Origin of the sequence: Streptomyces sp. SID8374, from assembly GCF_009865135.1 — a bacterium.
In the GTDB taxonomy this organism is placed as follows: domain Bacteria; phylum Actinomycetota; class Actinomycetes; order Streptomycetales; family Streptomycetaceae; genus Streptomyces.
Genome location: NZ_WWGH01000002.1, coordinates 2057012 through 2073247 on the forward strand (window position 1 = coordinate 2057012; position 16236 = coordinate 2073247).

15 protein-coding genes and 1 pseudogene are annotated in these 16236 nt (G+C 71.9%); 8 read left to right on the plus strand and 8 right to left on the minus strand.

All coding sequences use genetic code 11. The features are described 5' to 3' along the window. The first annotated feature begins 185 nt into the window (after positions 1–185). The gene (locus tag GTY67_RS32350) at positions 186–2129 is read left to right on the plus strand and encodes an amino acid adenylation domain-containing protein (protein WP_161281385.1); all 1944 of its coding nucleotides are present in this window, start codon (positions 186–188) and stop codon (positions 2127–2129) included. A 40-nt stretch (positions 2130–2169) separates the two neighbouring features. Here the strand turns inward: GTY67_RS32350 and GTY67_RS32355 are convergent, their stop codons facing one another. Further along, on the minus strand, positions 2170–3411 hold the full coding sequence (locus GTY67_RS32355) for a cytochrome P450 (protein ID WP_161281386.1): 1242 nt from the start codon (positions 3409–3411) through the stop codon (positions 2170–2172). Between the two features lie 204 nt (positions 3412–3615). Between GTY67_RS32355 and GTY67_RS32360 the strand changes: the two genes are divergently transcribed. The 4 genes from GTY67_RS32360 to GTY67_RS32375 all read left to right on the plus strand — a co-directional run bounded on the left by GTY67_RS32360 (position 3616) and on the right by GTY67_RS32375 (position 7159). Further along, entirely contained in the window at positions 3616–4377 is a 762-nt protein-coding gene (locus GTY67_RS32360) for an alpha/beta fold hydrolase (protein ID WP_343238799.1), read from the plus strand. Then, the gene (locus GTY67_RS32365) at positions 4370–5128 is read left to right on the plus strand and encodes an SDR family oxidoreductase (RefSeq protein WP_093689500.1); all 759 of its coding nucleotides are present in this window, start codon (positions 4370–4372) and stop codon (positions 5126–5128) included. The genes GTY67_RS32360 and GTY67_RS32365 overlap by 8 nt, the downstream gene beginning before the upstream one ends. 73 nt (positions 5129–5201) lie before the next feature. Further along, positions 5202–6443 (plus strand): pyridoxal phosphate-dependent aminotransferase, encoded by a 1242-nt coding sequence (locus GTY67_RS32370; protein WP_161281387.1) that lies wholly within the window; start codon positions 5202–5204, stop codon positions 6441–6443. After that, a complete protein-coding gene (locus tag GTY67_RS32375) occupies positions 6440–7159 on the plus strand; it encodes a tryptophan 2,3-dioxygenase family protein (RefSeq protein WP_093689504.1) in 720 nt (239 codons plus the stop codon). Before GTY67_RS32370 ends, GTY67_RS32375 begins: the two co-directional genes overlap by 4 nt. Before the next feature lie 73 nt (positions 7160–7232). On the opposite strand, the gene GTY67_RS32380 is transcribed toward GTY67_RS32375, so the two are convergent. After that, positions 7233–7748 (minus strand): helix-turn-helix domain-containing protein, encoded by a 516-nt coding sequence (locus tag GTY67_RS32380; protein ID WP_237502967.1) that lies wholly within the window; start codon positions 7746–7748, stop codon positions 7233–7235. A gap of 380 nt (positions 7749–8128) precedes the next feature. Here GTY67_RS32380 and GTY67_RS32385 point away from each other — a divergent pair, with 380 nt between their 5' ends. Further along, on the plus strand, positions 8129–9325 hold the full coding sequence (locus GTY67_RS32385; RefSeq protein ID WP_161281388.1) for an NAD(P)/FAD-dependent oxidoreductase: 1197 nt from the start codon (positions 8129–8131) through the stop codon (positions 9323–9325). Positions 9326–9455: 130 nt separating this feature from the next. On the opposite strand, the gene GTY67_RS32390 is transcribed toward GTY67_RS32385, so the two are convergent. Beyond that, the gene (locus tag GTY67_RS32390; protein ID WP_237502968.1) at positions 9456–9836 is read right to left on the minus strand and encodes a VOC family protein; all 381 of its coding nucleotides are present in this window, start codon (positions 9834–9836) and stop codon (positions 9456–9458) included. A 103-nt stretch (positions 9837–9939) separates the two neighbouring features. Between GTY67_RS32390 and GTY67_RS32395 the strand changes: the two genes are divergently transcribed. Continuing rightward, the gene (locus GTY67_RS32395; protein ID WP_161281389.1) at positions 9940–10512 is read left to right on the plus strand and encodes a TetR/AcrR family transcriptional regulator; all 573 of its coding nucleotides are present in this window, start codon (positions 9940–9942) and stop codon (positions 10510–10512) included. Between the two features lie 136 nt (positions 10513–10648). Next, entirely contained in the window at positions 10649–11536 is an 888-nt protein-coding gene (locus GTY67_RS32400; protein WP_161281390.1) for an SDR family NAD(P)-dependent oxidoreductase, read from the plus strand. Here the strand turns inward: GTY67_RS32400 and GTY67_RS32405 are convergent. The 5 genes and pseudogenes from GTY67_RS32405 to GTY67_RS32425 all read right to left on the minus strand — a co-directional run bounded on the left by GTY67_RS32405 (position 11518) and on the right by GTY67_RS32425 (position 16143). Beyond that, positions 11518–12063 (minus strand): annotated as a pseudogene (locus GTY67_RS32405) (WYL domain-containing protein). The gene GTY67_RS32400 and the pseudogene GTY67_RS32405 overlap by 19 nt on opposite strands. A 31-nt stretch (positions 12064–12094) precedes the next feature. After that, positions 12095–12502, minus strand: a complete 408-nt coding sequence (locus GTY67_RS32410) for a hypothetical protein (protein ID WP_161281391.1) — start codon at positions 12500–12502, stop codon at positions 12095–12097. After that, complete coding sequence (locus GTY67_RS32415; protein WP_161281392.1) at positions 12499–14208, minus strand: right-handed parallel beta-helix repeat-containing protein; 1710 nt, start codon at positions 14206–14208, stop codon at positions 12499–12501. Before GTY67_RS32415 ends, GTY67_RS32410 begins: the two co-directional genes overlap by 4 nt. A gap of 159 nt (positions 14209–14367) precedes the next feature. After that, positions 14368–15180, minus strand: a complete 813-nt coding sequence (gene ddaH, locus GTY67_RS32420; RefSeq protein ID WP_093689516.1) for a dimethylargininase — start codon at positions 15178–15180, stop codon at positions 14368–14370. 18 nt (positions 15181–15198) lie between these two features. Then, positions 15199–16143 (minus strand): methionyl-tRNA formyltransferase, encoded by a 945-nt coding sequence (locus GTY67_RS32425; RefSeq protein WP_093689518.1) that lies wholly within the window; start codon positions 16141–16143, stop codon positions 15199–15201. Positions 16144–16236: the final 93 nt, after the last annotated feature.

Here is a 16236-nt window from a genome sequence, read left to right on the forward strand (position 1 = left end):
CGTAACGACGGTCACGGCCCCGGCCGCCGGAACTGAAAGAAAGCTGAGAGGACCTTCACGTTCCTTTCTCGCCACCCGGGCCCGCCCGGTCCCCGGGGTCAGGGTGAGGGCACCTGTGTCGCGTGCGGCGCCCTCGCACGGCGCCCGATCCCGTCCAGCGGCACCGTCACACGGGAGGTAGCTCCATGCCGGCCAACCCCTTCGAAGAGCCCGACGAGAGCTACCTGGTCCTGTGCAACCCGCTCGGCCAGCGGTCGCTGTGGCCCGCCCGGCTGCCGTCCCCGGCCGGATGGCGGGTGGAGCGGCCCGCCACCAGCCGGGCCCTGGCGGGCGCGTACGTCGAACGCGTCTGGCCCGATGTACGCCTGGACGCCTCCGGTGCCGCGCCTGCGGCGGACACCCTTCCCGCCCTCTTCGAGCGGGTGGCGGCCCGGCACGCGCACCTCCCGGCGGTGGAGAGCGAGAGCGCCTCCGTCGACTACGGCGAACTGGCCGACCGGGTGAACCGGCTGGCCCGGCGCCTCCTCGCGGCCGGTCTCGGCCCCGGCGACCTCGTCGGGATCTCGGTCCCCCGGGGCATCGACCAGGTGGTGGCGGCCCTCGCCGTGGCGACCGGCGGCGCCGGTTACGTACCCCTCGATCCGGGCTATCCCACGGAACTGCTGCGCCACATGGCCACCGACGCGAAGCTGCGGACCCTGCTGCACACCGGGCCGCCGCCGGTGGACGTCACCGGCATGGAGACGATCGACCTCGCCTCCCCGGACCCCGGCTCCCAGCCCGCCGAACCGGTCACCGACGCGGACCGCCGCCGCCCGCTGCGAGCCGAGGACACCGTCTACGTCATCTACACCTCCGGCTCCACCGGGACCCCCAAGGGCGTGGTGATCCCGCACGCCGGGCTGGCGGGGCTGGTGGCGGCGCAGCGGCACTGGATCGGCGCCGGGCCCGGGGACCGGGTGCTCCAGTGGGCCTCCTTCAACTTCGACGCGGGCTTCTGGGACGTGACCCTCGCCCTGCTGTCGGGGGCCACCCTGGTGCTCACCGACGACCGCGGAGTGCTGCCGGGCGAGGAGCTGCGCCGCACGCTGATCGACCGGCGGGTCAGCCATGCGGTGCTGCCCCCGGTCGCGCTCACCGCCACCGACCCCGAAGGCGTACTGCCCGGCGGGGTGGTCCTCTCGACCGGGGACTCCTGCACACAGGCACTGGTGGAGCGGTGGGCGCCGGGGCGGCGCATGTTCAACGGGTACGGGCCCACGGAGATGACCGTGGGGGTGACCATGGCGGGCCCCGTCCGGCCGGGCGAACCCGTCAGCATCGGCGAGCCGTGGCCCGGCAACGAGGTCCGGGTCCTCGACACCGACCTGAAGCCCTGCCCGCCCGGCGAGGAGGGCGAGCTCTACCTCGTCGGCGAGGGCGAGGCCCTCGGCTACCTCCACCGGCCCGAACTGACGGCGGAGCGCTTCGTCGCGGACCCGTACGGCCTGCCCGGCGGCCGCATGTACCGGTCCGGCGACCTCGGCCACCTGGGCGAGGACGGCCTGCTGTACTTCACCGGCCGCGCCGACCGGCAGGTCAAGCTGCGCGGCTTCCGGGTGGAACTGGGCGAGGTGGAAGCCGCGTTGGAGGCCTGCGAGGGGGTGCGTCTCGGTGCGGTGGTCGTCACCGGTGAGGTCGACTCCGCGCGCCTGGTCGCCCATGTGGTGCCGGGCGCCGACCCGGCCGGCGACTTCGCGGAGGGGGTGCGGCGACGGCTCGCCGAGCGGTTGCCCGCGCACATGGTGCCCGCCCGCGTCGAGGTGGCGGCGGCCCTGCCGATGACCAGCAACGGCAAGATCGACCGGCGCGCCCTGGAGCGCCGCGCCGCCGAACCCGCCGCCTCGTCCGCGTCCGGCCCGGCGGACCGGGCCGACCCGGTGGCCGCCCTCTGCGAACTGGCCGCCCGCGTACTGGAGGTGGACACGGTGGGGCCGGACGACAACTTCTTCGACCGGGGCGGCCACTCGGTGCTGGCGGTGCGGCTCTCCAAGGCCGTACGCGACGACTGGGGGATGACCCTGCCGGTACGGGCCATCTTCGAGCGGCCCACCATGGCGGAGCTGGGCGACCTGCTGTCCACGGGCTGAAGCCGCGTCGGCCCCGCCGGGCGCCCCCGGCGGGGGCGGCTCAGTCCAGCCGCATCCGCAGCGCGCTGTGCCCGAAGAGGAAGTTGGAGTAGACCCGGGGCGGCTCCTCCAGGATCTCGATCCGCTCCACCCGGCGGATCAGGGAGTCCAGTACGGCGGAGAGCTCCAGCCGGCCGAGGAAGGCCCCGAGGCAGAAGTGCGGGCCGTGGCCGAGGGACAGGTGCGGGTTGTGGTGCCTTGCGACATCGAAGCGGCGGGGCTCCGCGAAGACGTCCGGATCGTTGTTGGCCGAGATGTTCCACAGGGTGACGATGTCGCCCGCTGCCACCTCCGCCGGGCCGATCCGCAGATCCGTGGTGGCCGTGCGGGCGAAGTGCATGGCCGGGGTCACCCAGCGGAGGACCTCCTCCACCGCGGTCTTCACCGCCACCTCGCCGTCGCGCAGCCGCCGCCACTCCTCGGCGTACGTCCCCAGCGCGTGCAGCGCACCGATCGTGGACACCCGGGTCGACTCGTCGCCACCGAGGATCAGGCTGTAGCAGTTGAGGGCGAGGTCGTCCTCGCTCATCGGCCCGCCCCCGACGTCGGCGCGGGCGATCATGCTGATCACGTCCTCGCCGGGGGAGCGGCGGCGCTCACGCACCACGTCCACGAAGTAGGACAGAATCTCGTTGCGTGCCTCCAGCGCGTCGAAGAGGTCCTCCTCGACGCTGTCGGAGGAGAGGGCGCGCTTGTTCCAGGCGAGCAGCTGGGGCCGGTCCGCGACGGGCAGCTCCAGAAGGTCGCACACGGTGTTGAGCGGCAGGTGCTCGGCGATGTCGCGCCCGGCGTCGGCCTCGCCCGCGCCGGCCACGGCGGCGACCAGGGCATCGGCCCGCTGCCGTACGGCCTCCTCCACATGACCGAGGACGCGCGGGGAGAAGGAGCGCAGCATCACCTGGCGCAGCTCCCGGTGGCGGGGGCGGTCCATCACCGCCAGCATCCGGCCACCGGCGGAGTCGCCGCCGCGCAGCAGGACGTCCAGCACCGTGCCCCGGGCCGAGCTCAGCCCGGCGGCGTCCTTGTAGCAGTCCTGGACATCGCCGTACCTGGCCACCGCCCAGAAGCCCGGCCGGGCGCCCACCGGAGGGTGCCAGCGCACCGGTTCGTCGCGGCGCATCCGAGCCCAGTAGGCGTGCGGGTCGTTCTTGATGAAGGCGGCCGGATCGGTGAGGTCGAGAGCGCTGCCGGAAGTGTCGTCGTACGGAGTGCCGGAGACGGCGGCGTTGCCGGAGGAGACCACCGGGAGACTCCTTTCGGCCCGGACGCCGGGCCTGCACGGGGGTGAACTGTCGCCCCGATACTCACCTTTCGCGCCCGCCGCCGAGGTGGCGCTGAATGAATGATGAAGGATTCGGCGGCGCCCCTCCGCCCCGGTGCGATGCTCAAGTCCGCATCGGCGAACGGGAGGTCGGCCATGGGTGTGCACCGCGGAGCTGTCCGTACTGTGACGGGCCATCCGCACCCCGAGCTGCGTCTTCTCGCACTGCCGCACTCCGGCGGCCGGGCCGAGGGCTTCACCGCCTGGCGCCCCCTGCTGCCCGCCGCGTTCCCCGGCGTCGCGCTCGAACTGTGCGCCGCGCAGTACCCCGGACACGGCGACCGGCTGGCCGAAACGCCGCTGACGGAGGTCGGCGCGATCGCCGACGAGATCGTCGCCGGACTCACCGGGATGGCACCGGCGGACCTGGTGCTCTTCGGCCACAGCTTCGGATCGGCCGTCGCCTGCGAGGTGGCCCGCCGCTGCCCCGGAGCCGGCATCGGCGTCGTCCTGCTCGTGGCCTCGTCGGCCTGGGCCCCCGGCGACCCGGCACGGCCCCCGCGCGACGAGCACCTGCTGCCCGACGAAGAGCTCTGGCAGCGGCTGATCGCGTTGGGCGGCATCGACCCCGGCATCGCCGCCGAGGCCGAGGTGCGCGATCTGGTGCTCCCCGCGCTGCGCGCCTCCATCGCCGCCCACGAGCGCTACCTCGCCTGCCCGGACCCCCTCTCGCTCAGCTGCGACGTGCACGCCTGCATGGCCCGGGGGGACCCGCTCGTGCCGGTCGGGGCCGGGCGCTACTGGTCCCGGGTGACCACGGGGAGAGCGAGCGTCGGCATCAGGGCCGGGGCGCACTTCCACGCCTACGACGACCCCGCCCCCCTGCTGGCGGACCTGGCGCGGAGAGTTCCGGCGTACGCGAAAGGAGGTCGTACGACGCATGAGTAGTCCATGGGACGGCCTGCGGCTGGTCGTCACCGGCGGCGGATCGGGCATCGGGGCCGCAGTGGTCACCCGCGCGGTCGGCCTGGGTGCCGATGTCCTCGCCGTCGGGCGACGGGCCGACCGGCTGGAAGAGGTCACGGCGAAGGCGCGGGCCGACGGTACGGGAAGGGCGGTGCCGTACGTCGTGGATGTCACGGCCCCCGGCGCAGCCGCCCGGATCGCGGACCGCGCACGCGAACTCCTCGGCGGGGTCGACGCGTTGGTCAACAACGCCGGGCACGCCGTCTTCGACCGCCTGGAGGACGCCACCGAGGCGGACCTGCGGGGGATGCTGGACACCAACCTGGTGGCCCCCGCCCTGCTGACCCGGGCGCTGCTGCCGGAGCTCCGCACCAGCCGGGGCTGCGTGGTCAACGTCTCCTCCGTCGGCGGGGTCGTGGCGATGCCGGGCCGGTCCTACTACGGGGCCGGCAAGGCCGCGCTCAACTCCCTGACCAGGTCGCTGGCGGTGGAGCTGGCGCCCGACGTCCGGGTGAACGCGGTGCTCCCCGGCCCCGTCGACACCGGACTGTGGGACACGGCGGCGGGCGACGGCGCGGACGCCCTGCGCGCGGGAATCGTCGCCGCGACACCGCTGGGCCGCTTCGGCCTGGCCTCGGAGGTGGCGGCCTGGGTGTGCCACCTCATCGACCCCGAGACCTCGTCCTGGGTCACCGGATCCCTGGTGTCCGTGGACGGCGGACGAGCGGCGTGAGCCGGCAGCCAGGAGCACCATCCCGCCGGCCTGTCCCGGCCGGTCCTGCCACCAGCGGAAAGGCATGAATCAGATGACGCAGACAGCTCCACCGTGGTTCGCCAGGGCCTCGGCGATCCCCTCCTCCTGGCTGTACGAGTCCTTCCGAATCGCCAACGAGCGCGAACGGGAGCACCCCGGGCTGATCAAGCTGCACGTCGGAGAGCCGGCGTTCGGCCCACCGGAGTCCGTGGCCAAGGAATTCGCCGCCGCGGCCCTGGACGGCCGGGCCCGCTACATCGACGTACAGGGGCTCATGGAGCTCCGGGAGCGGCTCGTCGACAAGCTCGCCACCGTCAACGGCATCGACACCGAGCCCTCCCGCCTCTTCGTCACCCCGGGATCGTGCCAGGGGCTCGTCGCCCTGATGCGCTGCCTCGTCGAACCGGGGGCGGAGATCCTGCTGCCGGAGATCCACTGGCCCGTCCATCTGCAACAGGCCCTGCTCGCCGGATTCCGCCCGGTGTTCTACCGACTCGACGAGCACTTCGCCCCCGACCCCGAGTCGATCCGGCGGGTGGCCACCCCGGCGACCCGGCTGCTGCTGCTCAACACCCCGTCGAACCCCGCCGGTGCGGTCGCCGGCCTGCCGCTCCAGCGGGCCCTGTACGACATCGCGGACGAGCACGGCTGGCAGATCATCAGCGACGAGGCGTACGAGGACTTCGCCTTCTCCGGCCCGCACCTCTCGATCGCCGCGCTGGAGCGTGGCCGCCCCGCCGCGGAGCGCCTCGTCAACAGCGTCTTCACCTTCTCCAAGGGGCCGGCGATGACCGGCTACCGGCTCGGTTACGTCGCGGTGTCGCGGCCCGAGATCGCCACCACCATGCGGATGGTGCAGGAGGCGAACATCATCGCGCCCTCCGCGCCCGTCCAGTACGCCGGGATCGCCGCCCTGGACGCCTCGGGCGACCTCGCCGGGAACCACGACTACGTGCGTGGCAACCGCGACGCCGCGCTGTCCTGTCTGGTCGACGAAGGGCTGCTGCCCGCACTGCCCGGCGGCGGCTGGTACGTCATGGCCGACATCTCCTCCACCGGCATGACCGGCGAGGAGTTCACCGCGGAACTCATGATCCACCACGATGTCGTGGTCGTACCCGGCAGCGGATTCTCCGCACGGCCGGAATTCGGCCACGACGGCTCAATGCAACCCCTGCGGCCCGGCGGTGTCGCCTCCGGCCTCGTCCGGATCGCGTTCTGCGTGGACCGGGATCAGCTCATCACCGGGGTGGAGCGGCTGGTCGGCCTGGTCCGCGAGAAGAGGCAGCAGTGACATCGGCCGAGCTGACCTATGCCGCCTATCTGAAACTCGACGAACTGCTCCAGCTCCAGGAGCCGCGCACCGCCCAGGACGACACCGACCCCACCAAGGTCCTCTCCGAGCAGTTCTTCATCGTCAGCCACCAGACCTGCGAGCTGTGGCTGAAACAGATCCTCGGCGATCTGGCCGCCGTCGAGGGCCACTTCCGGACGATGACCACCGCCGACCTGGAGCGGTCGGTCGACCTGCTCTACCGCGCCGGTGAGCTGCTGCGCCTGCTGCACGAGCAGCTCATGGCGCTCGAACGGCTGCCGCTGGAGGACTTCGCCCACTTCCGGCAGTACCTCGGCTCGGCCAGCGGCGCCCAGTCCACCCAGTCCCACCGGCTGGAGCGGGTGCTGGGCAACGCCAAGCGCGCGGGCTCGCTGTTCCTGGCCTTCCGCACCGGCCTGGAACGCACCGGCGCCGACCTGGAGGAGATCGTCGGAGCCGGGGTCGGGGCCGGCTCCCTCCACCGGGTCATCGAGGGGATGCTGCGCGTCGGCAACGGCTACTTCCAGTGGAAGCTCGGCCATGTGGGCCTGGTGACGAAGATGATCGGGGAACAGCGGGGCACCGCGGGCACCTCGGGAGCCGGGTATCTGATGGACCGGGCCACGATGCCGTTCACCGAACTCCACGAGCTGCGCGGCAAGATGCACGAACGCCGCCAGGAGCAGATCGGCTGACTTTCTCCCGTACGCGGAAGTGTCCGGCCCCTGGTCACAGGGGCCGGACACCTTCGGTCCGCCGACGGGCGGTTCAGGAGGCGGGCTCCAGGATGTAGCCCCTGCCCCACACGGTGCGCAGGCTCAGACGGACGCCGTCCAGCCGCTGGCGCAGCCGCATGATGTGCAGGTCTATGGCGTTGCTGGTGACCGCCTCGTTGGTGATCCGGCTCAGGGCCTCCTTCAGCCGGTCCCTGCGGACCAGGTGGCCGAAGTCGGCCAGGAAACATCGCATCATCTCGCTCTGCGCCTCCGACATCGGCACCGAGTGCCCGCCGTAGTAGAGCACCCCGGTCGGATCCAGCGCGGGCACGAAATCGGTCCCGGTCCGCCGCTGGAGGGTGTGGACACGGGCCGCCAGGTCGAGGCGGGCCACCGGGGGACGTACCCAGTCCTCGGTGGGAGAGATGTCGCTCGGCGGCGCCGACTGGCCCTCCAGCACCAGCAGGCAGGGCAGTCCGGCCTCACGGAGCCGTTCGCGTTCGCGGCTCTGTACCGGCCAGCGGAGAAATCTGACTTCTTGTCGGTGAGCGAGCATGGTCGTGGTCATGGTCGTGACCCCCGTATCGCGTGACATGGAAGCTGGTGCCGGAGGCCGGTGGCCTCATCGGAGTGCGCTCTCTCCCTGGTTTCGACGTCGACTCCCCAAGTGACTTCGACCCCGGTCCCCGTGCGTCAGATCCTGCCGGATCCCGGTTCCAGGTCGGTGCCGGGCGGATTCCGCCCCGGCCGGATTCGATACCGGAGCCGCCACGGCCCCGCGCACCCCGGGAAAGGGTGAAAGAAGCGCGACATGGCCGGGCGGCGGGCCTGTTGATCGGCAAGACACCTCAGTACGGGGGATCTACGGGGGACTCACGGGGGCCACGGGGGGTCTACGGGGGTCGACCATCTGAAACCGCTGACCACGGTCATGATCAGGAGCACGCGATGAAGAGCGAGAACAGCACACAGCGCCGACGAGCCGCCGTCGTCGGTGCCGGCATCACCGGGCCTCTCCTGGCCTTCTGCCTGGTGAGGCTGGGCTTCGAGGTGGACCTGTACGAGGCGTACATCCGCCGGGTCCAGGACATCGGCTCATTCCTCAACCTCGCCCCGAACGGGCGCGCCGTGCTGGAGCGCCTCGGCCTGGCCGACCGGGTGCTGGAACAGGGCACGGTGGCCGGATCCATCACCTTCGCCAACCACAAGGGCCGGGAGCTCGCGCGGAACCCGGAGAGGACGACCAACATCATGCGCGGCGAACTCAGCGGAGCCCTGCGCGACGCGGCGACCGACGCCGGAGCGAAACTGCACTGCGACAAGCGCCTCGTCGCGCTGGACGGGACCGGCGACGACCGCTGGCGGCTCGGCTTCGAGGACGGCACCGGGGCGGAGGCCGACCTCGTGCTCGGCTGCGACGGGGTGCACTCCACCACACGGGGGCTGCTGATCCCCGACGCGCCTCGGGCCGAGTACACCAAGGTGGTCGGCTCCGGGGGCAGGTCGGAGATCGGCACCGGGGAGCTGCCCGTCGACGGCCAGTTCCACATGGTCTTCGGACTGCGCGGCTTCTTCGGCTACCAGGTGGTGGAGCCCGGCGTCGTGTGCTGGTTCGAGAACCACCAGGACGCCCGCGAGCGCGGCTTCGCCGAACTGGCCGGGATCGACGACGCGGAGTGGGTGGCCGACCTGGCCGAGCGGCACCGCCCCGACCCCGCGGTGGTCCGGCGCATCCTGACCGCCTCCACAGGGCGGGTCGGCCGGTGGCCGGTCTACGAGGTGCCGCCCCTGGGGACCTGGCACCGCGGCAGCGCCGCCGTACTGGGCGACGCCGCGCACGCGGTGGCCCCGCACCTGGGGGCGGGCGCCGCCCTCGGCATGGAGGACGCCTACGAACTGGCCCTGGCACTGCACGAACACCCCACCGCACCAAGGGCGTTCAGGGCGTTCGAGGAGTCACGCCGCGACCGGATCGCCGCGATGGCGAAGCAGGCCCGGCAGACCGGCGCGGTGATGACCCCGAGCCACTGGGCCGCCCGGACGGTACGGGACCTGATGCTGCCGATCGCCATCAAGCAGGGCGTACGCAAGGGGACCGAGGCCTACTCCTACCGCCCCTCGCCATGGCCCGTGCAGGCCGGCTGAGACGTGAGGACGTACTCGACCGAGGCGTAGAAACGTAGAAGGGCCTCCTGCCGCCGCGAAGGTGCTCCGCCGGGCGGTGCAGGAGGCCCTGTCGGGCTGATGGCGGTCGCCGACCGCCGGGGTCAGCGGGTCAGCGCAGCTCGCCGGTGACGATCCACAGGTGGCCGAAGGGGTCGCGGAGGCGTCCCTCCCGCTTGCCGTACGGGCGGTTCTCGACGGGGACGACCACGGTGCCGCCACCGGCGACCATCCGCTCGGCGACGGCGTCCTGGTCGGTGAACTCCGCCTCCAGGAGCACCGGAGAGCCGCCCACGTCCTCGGGGGAGAGCCAGCCCCACTCCGTCACCGCCGGGGACAGGGTGAGCGGGGAGCCGCCGATCTGGAGGACGACGACCATCACCCGGCCGCTGTCGTCCTGCGCGCGGAACACCTCTTCGGCGCCCATGGCCTTCTGGTAGTAGGTCGAGGCTGTGTCGGGGTCCGGGACGATCAATCGTGGCGTCAGGCTCATGGGCCGACTCTATTACCCCGGTGGCGGCCGCCCGTGGTGATTCGGACAGTTTGGGTCAGGTGCGGCGGACGCCGGTCCGTGCGCGCCTGCCTATGCTGTGCGGATGACACAGGGAGCGGGACAGGAGAGGGAGCTGAGGGCCGACGCGGCCCGAAACCGCGCCCGGATCCTCCGGGCCGCCCGCGAACAGCTGGCCGCCGGTGACAACTCGCTCCAGCTGAACGCCATCGCCCGGCTCGTCGGCGTGGGCGTGGGGACGGTCTACCGGCACTTCCCCAACCGCCACGCCCTGCTGGAGGCGCTCTCGGCGGAGCGCTTCGAGGAGCTGGTCGAGGAGGCGAAGGCCGCCGCCGTCGCCGAGGACCCGCTCACCGGCCTGCGCCGCCTGCTGCGCTTCGCCCTCGACCGGATGCTGGACGACCCCGACTTCGCGGCCGTGCTGGAGTCCGCGGGCGAAGGCGGAGCGCGGACGTCGGAGATGAAGGCCCAGCTCGACCGGGCGGTCACCGAGCTGCTGGACGGCGTCCGAACGGCCGGTGCGGTACGGAGCTCCATCGAGGCCGACGATGTGCGCCGCCTGCTGTGCGGCGTGGGACACGCGGTGCGCTCCGGGGACAGCGAGGTCAGGGACCTCTACCTCGACATCCTGCTGGAAGGCCTGCGCCCGCCGCGCTGACGGCGGTACGCCTGCGATCCGGGTGCTCCACGAGGCGCCCCCACCTCCTGCTCTAAGCGGATAGCTATCCGTTCGTGTTAGCGTGCACCCATCGAAACGGATACTCATCCGTTTATGGAGCGGTGAAGGGGTGGCCATGAACCGACGGGCGATAGTGACGGCAGGTACCGGGGGCATCGGACTGGAGACCGCGAAAGGGCTCGCGCGCCACGGCTACGCCGTCACGGTGGTCGGCCGCAACGCCGAACGAGGCGCGAGCGCCGTCGAGGAGATCGCGGCGGTCGCGAACGGAGAGGCACCGCGATTCATCGCCGCCGACCTGGCCTCCCTCGCCGAAGTCCGTTCGCTGGCATCCCGGTTGGCTTCCGAAGGGCCACTCGGGGTGCTGGTGAACAACGTCGGCGCGATGTTCGCCGAACGGCAGCGGAACGCCGACGGCATCGAGGCGTCGTTCGCCGTGAACCACCTCTCGCCTTACCTGCTGACCGAGCTGCTCCTCGACCGGCTCAGGGCGGACGCGCCGAGCCGGATCGTCAACGTCTCCTCCGCCGCGATCAAGAGCGCCAAGCGCACCTTCGACGCGGTGGAACCCCCGGGCGGCTACTACGGCTTCCACTGGTACGGCCGGGCCAAGCTCGCCAACCTCGCCTACACCGTGCACCTGGCCGAACGCCTCCGTGGCACCGGGGTGACGGTCTTCGCCGCCGACCCCGGGGGCGCGGCCACCGACATGACCAACGGCACCATGACCTCACCGAAGATCGTCTCGCCGCCGCTGCGCGTGCTGTGGCCGCTGGTCCGCCGCGTTTTCGAACGCAGCACTGCCGGACCTGCCTCCGAGGCCGCCCGGCCGTCCCTCTTCGCCGCCACCGATGCCTCCCTCGACGGGCGGACCGGCCTGCTCATCGGACCCCAGGCCCGGCCCGTACCCCTCTTCCGTGGCGCCGGCGACCCCCGGACCGTCGAGAACGTACTCCGGCTCAGCCGGCAGCTGGCGCCCCTCGCTCAGGCGGACGCCCCGTAGCGGGCGGCGATCGCGGTGGCACGGTCGCGCAGTGCGGTACGCAGCCACTGCGGGGACAGCGCCTCCGCGTCCGCTGCGAGCTTCCACAGCGCCCCTTCGGCGTGTCGCGGGGCCCGGAAGCGCACTTCCAGCCGCAGCCAGCCGTCCTCTTCGGCCTCTTCTGTGAGGACTGCCAGCGCCGTTCCCGCCAGGCCCGGTCCAGATCGACCCGGTCCGGCCGCTGCGCGGGCTCGGCGAGCTCCTCGGCGGCCAGGATCCGGGAGAGCCGGTACGTGCGCTCCTCGCCCGACCTGGTGGCCAGCAGGGCGAGGGCCTCGTCGTGGTTGAGCCCGGTGAGCTCGGTCCGGAAGCCGGGAAGCAGCGCGAAGCCGCCGTACCGGCCGCGTTCGGCGTGGACCGGGACACCGGCCGCGGACAGCGCCTCGATGCCGCGCAGCACCGTACGGGTGGACACCTCCAGCTCACGGGCGAGCGCGGTCGCGGAGAGACCGGCCACGCTGCCGCAGCGGCAGAACCAGGGAGACCAGTAGGGAGCGTAAGACAGCAGACGGCAGACGGTCAGATGCTACGGCTCAGCCCCTCGATCGCCGTCTGCGCCCACTCCTGCGCCCCCGCCGCCGTACCGGCCGCCACTCCGGCCGCGACAGGTGCCAGCACCCCCCTGAGCATGGCCAGCGCGCGGCGGACCCGGCCTTCCTCGGGGGTGTCCGGCCCGCTGATCGTCGCGCGGACCTCGCCGGCGGCCGCCTCCACGTCCTCGCGGTCCCGGTCGGCGAGGCCCGCCCCGGGCAGCTGCCGGAGCAGGTCGTCGACCAGTGCGGCGAGCGCTTCGAAGCCCGGCGCCACCGTGCTGTTGTTCTGCTGGTTCTGGGTGGCGCTCTGGTTGTTCCAGGCGAACTGGGTCCCGGAGACAGCACCGTTGAACACCGGGCCGTCGTAATGGTGCACATTCCGCGGGTCGTTCATGAGCGGGTACCGCCCTCTCCGGTCTGCTGTTGGATGGCCGTGGTGTTGTTCCACGCCAGCTGGACGCCGTGGACCTCGTCGTTGAACACCGGCGCGTTGAAGTTGTTGACGATGGTCGGGGGCGGCCCGGTCGGCTCCGTGCTCTCCTCCTCCACCACCGGCAGCGACGTATGGAGGGAGACCAGATCCACCAGGCCGTTGTGCCGCACGCCGGTACCCGGCTCTCCCGCCACGGTGCAGTTCACCAGCCGTCCGCCGGCCCGCTCCCGCAGGCTCACCGCCACGGCCGCGCAGTCGCTGAACTCGCTGTCCGCGACGTCCAGATAGGCAAAATCGCTCCCGCTGAGCCCGATCGTGCCGGACCCGGAGACCGTGAGGTTCCGTGCGACGAGTCTCCCCTTGTCGAAGGCGATGGCCCCGCACCTGCTCACCGCCTTGATCTCGCAGTCGCGTACGAGGAGTTGGGCCTCCTCGCCGACACCGAAGCCCACCGTTCCCCGCTCGGCGGACACGTCTTTCAGCCTCACCCGGGACTGGCCCAGGACCTCGACGGCGCACATGTCGAAGTCCCGGAACACCGCGTCGGTGATGTCGGCCGTGGTGCCGCCGTTCCCCAGGGTCTCCACCTGTGAGGGGCAGCGTTCGACCCGGACGTGCTCGAACACGGCGGTGCTCCCGTCCCTGACCCGCAGGGCGACACTCGTCAGGTCCTCGATCACGACGCGGGTGAAACGGCCCCTGCCCGCTTCCATGACGGCCACCCCCACGTTGCCGCCCGAGACGCGGCAGCCGTGGATCTCCGGGGAGCCGCCCTCGGTGGAGAGCACCGCGGCGTTGCCCGCGTCGGTCACCGTGCACTCCTCGAACCTGCCGCGGCCCGCCGACCGGACGTTGATACCGGTGTCCCGGCACCGGGCGAAGGCGCATCCGCGCACCACCGGGTCGGAGCCGCTCGTGACCGCGATCCCGTGCTGGGCGTCGGTGACGCGGGTGCTGTCCACGGAGCCCCTGGACTGCTCGATGAAGCAGATCCCCTCGGCGTGCACGGCGTCGATGGCGCAGCCGGACACGGCCAGCTCCGCCTGCGCGTCCGCGACGACGGCCGCGAGCCCGGTGCCGGTCAGCTCGCACCCGCTGACCTCGGCCCGGGCACCGCTGACGCGTACGCCGTGGATGCGGCTGCCCTCGATACGGCTGCCCCGGACCGTGACGTCGGAGCCTTCGATCACGGCGACCGCGTTGTCGGTGGCGTCGGTGAACCGGCACCGCTCCACCAGCCCGCGGGCCCCGGTGAAGAGGGTCCGGCCGTGCAGCACCACGCTGTCCCGCAGCGTGACGGAGGTGTTGGGCCTGGCGTGCACACCGACCCCGCTGTACGCGCGGATCTCGACCCGGTCGAGGGTGAGCGTCCCCGCATGGCAGGCGACGGTGTCGGCTTCGCGGCCGGTCAGGACGAGGCCGTCGACACCGACCGCGCCGTAGGCGTCGAGGGCGGCTCCGCGTGCCTGGCCCACCACCACCGAGCCGGGCCCGCCGGTCGCGACCAGCCGGACCTCTCCCCGTACGGTGAGGGATTCCTCGTACCGCCCGGGCGCGATCTCGATGAGTGCTGCCCGGCCCCGGCGGGCCGCCGCCAGGAGCGCGGAGGTGATGTCGGGGTGGGCGCCGCGACCGCCGCGCGGTGAGACGACATACTTCGCGACCATCTCCGCTCCCCCCACGGCGCATGCTTGGCGCGGTCGATGGTACCTGAGCGGTCGTCACCGAGCCTGTTCACAGGGGCCGGTGGCCGGCGGACCGGTCGTGGCCACCGCCGTACGCCCCCGCCCGGGTGGTCGGCCCGGGCGGGGGCGTACGGCGGTGGATCAGCGCGCCGGCCGGAGCTCCAGCGTGCAGCACTTCACGCTGCCGCCCGCCTTGAGGAGTTCGGACAGGTCCACCCCGACCGGGCGGAAGCCGCGGTCGCGGAGCTGGTCCGCGAGAGCGGTGGCGTTCTGCGGCAGGACCACGTTCAGCCCGTCCGACGTGGCGTTGAGCCCGAACACCGCCGCGTCCTCGGCCGAGGCGAGCACCGCGTCCGGGAAGAGGCGTTGCAGGACCGCGAGGCTGCCGGGGGAGAAGGCCCCCGGGTAGTAGGCGATCGTCTTCTCGTCCAGCACGGTGAGGGCGGTGTCCAGGTGGTAGTAGTCGGGGTCCACCAGGGTCAGCCCGATCACCGGCCGGCCGAAGAACTCCTGGGCCTCGTCGTGGGAGCGGGGATCACTGCGGAACCCGGTCCCGGCGAGCAGGAGGTCGCCCACCAGCAGATAGTCGCCCTCCCCTTCGTTGACGACGCTCGCGGTGCGCAGGTCCGGGAAGCCGTTGTCGCGCAGCCAGTCGTGGTACGCGGGCCCCTCGGCGATCCGTTCGGCGTCGCGGAAGCGTGCCACGAGGGCCCGCCCGTCGACGACCGTGGCGCCGTTGGCGGCGAAGACCATGTCGGGGAGACCACGGACGGGTTCGATGGTGTCGACGGTGTGCCCGAGGCTCAGGTAGACCTCGCGCAGTCGCTCCCACTGGGCGATGGCCAGCGGAGTGTCGACAGGCTTCTTAGGGTCCATCCACGGGTTGATGGAGTAGACCACGTCGAAGTAGGTGGGCCGGCACATGAGGTAGTGCCGGGCACGTGCGGTACGCATGGGTGAGGGTCCCGATCGTCAGGGGCGGCCGGTGAGATAGCCGCCCATCGAGGTGAAGTACTCGGTCGCGGGAAGTTCGCGGCCGTCCCCGGTCCGTACGCGGGTGATGGCCAGACCGTGGTTGCGGCCGGTTCGGGCATCGGCTCCGGCGACGATCACGACGCCGTCGCCCTCGCGGTAGAAGATCCGGCCCGGGGTGCCGCCGTAGCGGCCCTCGGACACGACAGCGGAGACGACTTCGAGCCGCTGCCCCTTGTGGAAGGTGAAGGCGCTCGGGTAGGGAGCGGACTGGGCGCGGATCAGACGCTCCAGGTCCTCGGCGGGCCAGTTCCAGTCGATACGGATGTCCTCCTCGGCCCGCTTGTGGAAGAAGCTGGCCTTGGAGCGGTCCTGCGGGGTGAACTCGGTCTGCCCCGAGGCGATCAGGCCCAGCGCCTCGGTGGTGACCGGGGCGATGAGGTCGACCGTCCGGTGGAAGAGGTCGGTGGCCGTGTCCGTCGGTCCGACGGTGACCGACCGCTGGACGACGATGTCGCCCGCGTCCAGTTCCTCGTCCATCAGATGGGCGGTGACGCCGACTTCCGGCTCGCCGTTGATGAGCGCCCAGATCAGCGGCGAGAAGCCCGCGTAGGCGGGCAGCAGGGAGTCGTGGATGTTCAGCGTGCCGTGGACGGGCAGGTTGTAGATCTCCGGCGGCATCCACGTCCGCCAGTTGTTGGCGACGATGATGTCCGGGGCCACCTCCTTGAGGCGGTCCACCAGTTCGTCGTCCGGCCGGTTGCGGATGATCACGGGTATCCCGTGCTTCTCCGCGAGGTCGGCCACCGAGTCGCTCCAGATCTTCTCGTAGGCGTGCTCGCTTCTCGGGTGCGTCACGACCGTCACCACGTCGTGCTCGGAGTCCAGCAGCGCTTGCAGGGTGCGATGCCCCCAGGTCTGGTAACCGAACATGACGACCCGCATGAAGGTGCCTCCTTGGTAGAGCGATGACCGGCGACTCAGTAAAGCAAGGCTTACCTAAGAGCACAACGTCCCATGATTCACAGAGAGGTTGAC

Excerpts from the sequence above, each read along its gene's own strand:
- GTY67_RS32385 (WP_161281388.1), top strand. The coding sequence starts at position 8,129 with ATGAAGAGCGAGAACAGCACACAGCGCCGACGAGCCGCCGTCGTCGGT.
- GTY67_RS32400 (WP_161281390.1), top strand. The coding sequence starts at position 10,649 with ATGAACCGACGGGCGATAGTGACGGCAGGTACCGGGGGCATCGGACTG.
- GTY67_RS32350 (WP_161281385.1), top strand. The coding sequence starts at position 186 with ATGCCGGCCAACCCCTTCGAAGAGCCCGACGAGAGCTACCTGGTCCTG.
- GTY67_RS32410 (WP_161281391.1), bottom strand. The coding sequence starts at position 12,502 with ATGAACGACCCGCGGAATGTGCACCATTACGACGGCCCGGTGTTCAAC.
- GTY67_RS32365 (WP_093689500.1), top strand. The coding sequence starts at position 4,370 with ATGAGTAGTCCATGGGACGGCCTGCGGCTGGTCGTCACCGGCGGCGGA.
- GTY67_RS32380 (WP_237502967.1), bottom strand. The coding sequence starts at position 7,748 with ATGACCACGACCATGCTCGCTCACCGACAAGAAGTCAGATTTCTCCGC.
- GTY67_RS32425 (WP_093689518.1), bottom strand. The coding sequence starts at position 16,143 with ATGCGGGTCGTCATGTTCGGTTACCAGACCTGGGGGCATCGCACCCTG.
- GTY67_RS32390 (WP_237502968.1), bottom strand. The coding sequence starts at position 9,836 with ATGAGCCTGACGCCACGATTGATCGTCCCGGACCCCGACACAGCCTCG.
- GTY67_RS32370 (WP_161281387.1), top strand. The coding sequence starts at position 5,202 with ATGACGCAGACAGCTCCACCGTGGTTCGCCAGGGCCTCGGCGATCCCC.
- ddaH (WP_093689516.1), bottom strand. The coding sequence starts at position 15,180 with ATGCGTACCGCACGTGCCCGGCACTACCTCATGTGCCGGCCCACCTAC.
- GTY67_RS32395 (WP_161281389.1), top strand. The coding sequence starts at position 9,940 with ATGACACAGGGAGCGGGACAGGAGAGGGAGCTGAGGGCCGACGCGGCC.
- GTY67_RS32415 (WP_161281392.1), bottom strand. The coding sequence starts at position 14,208 with ATGGTCGCGAAGTATGTCGTCTCACCGCGCGGCGGTCGCGGCGCCCAC.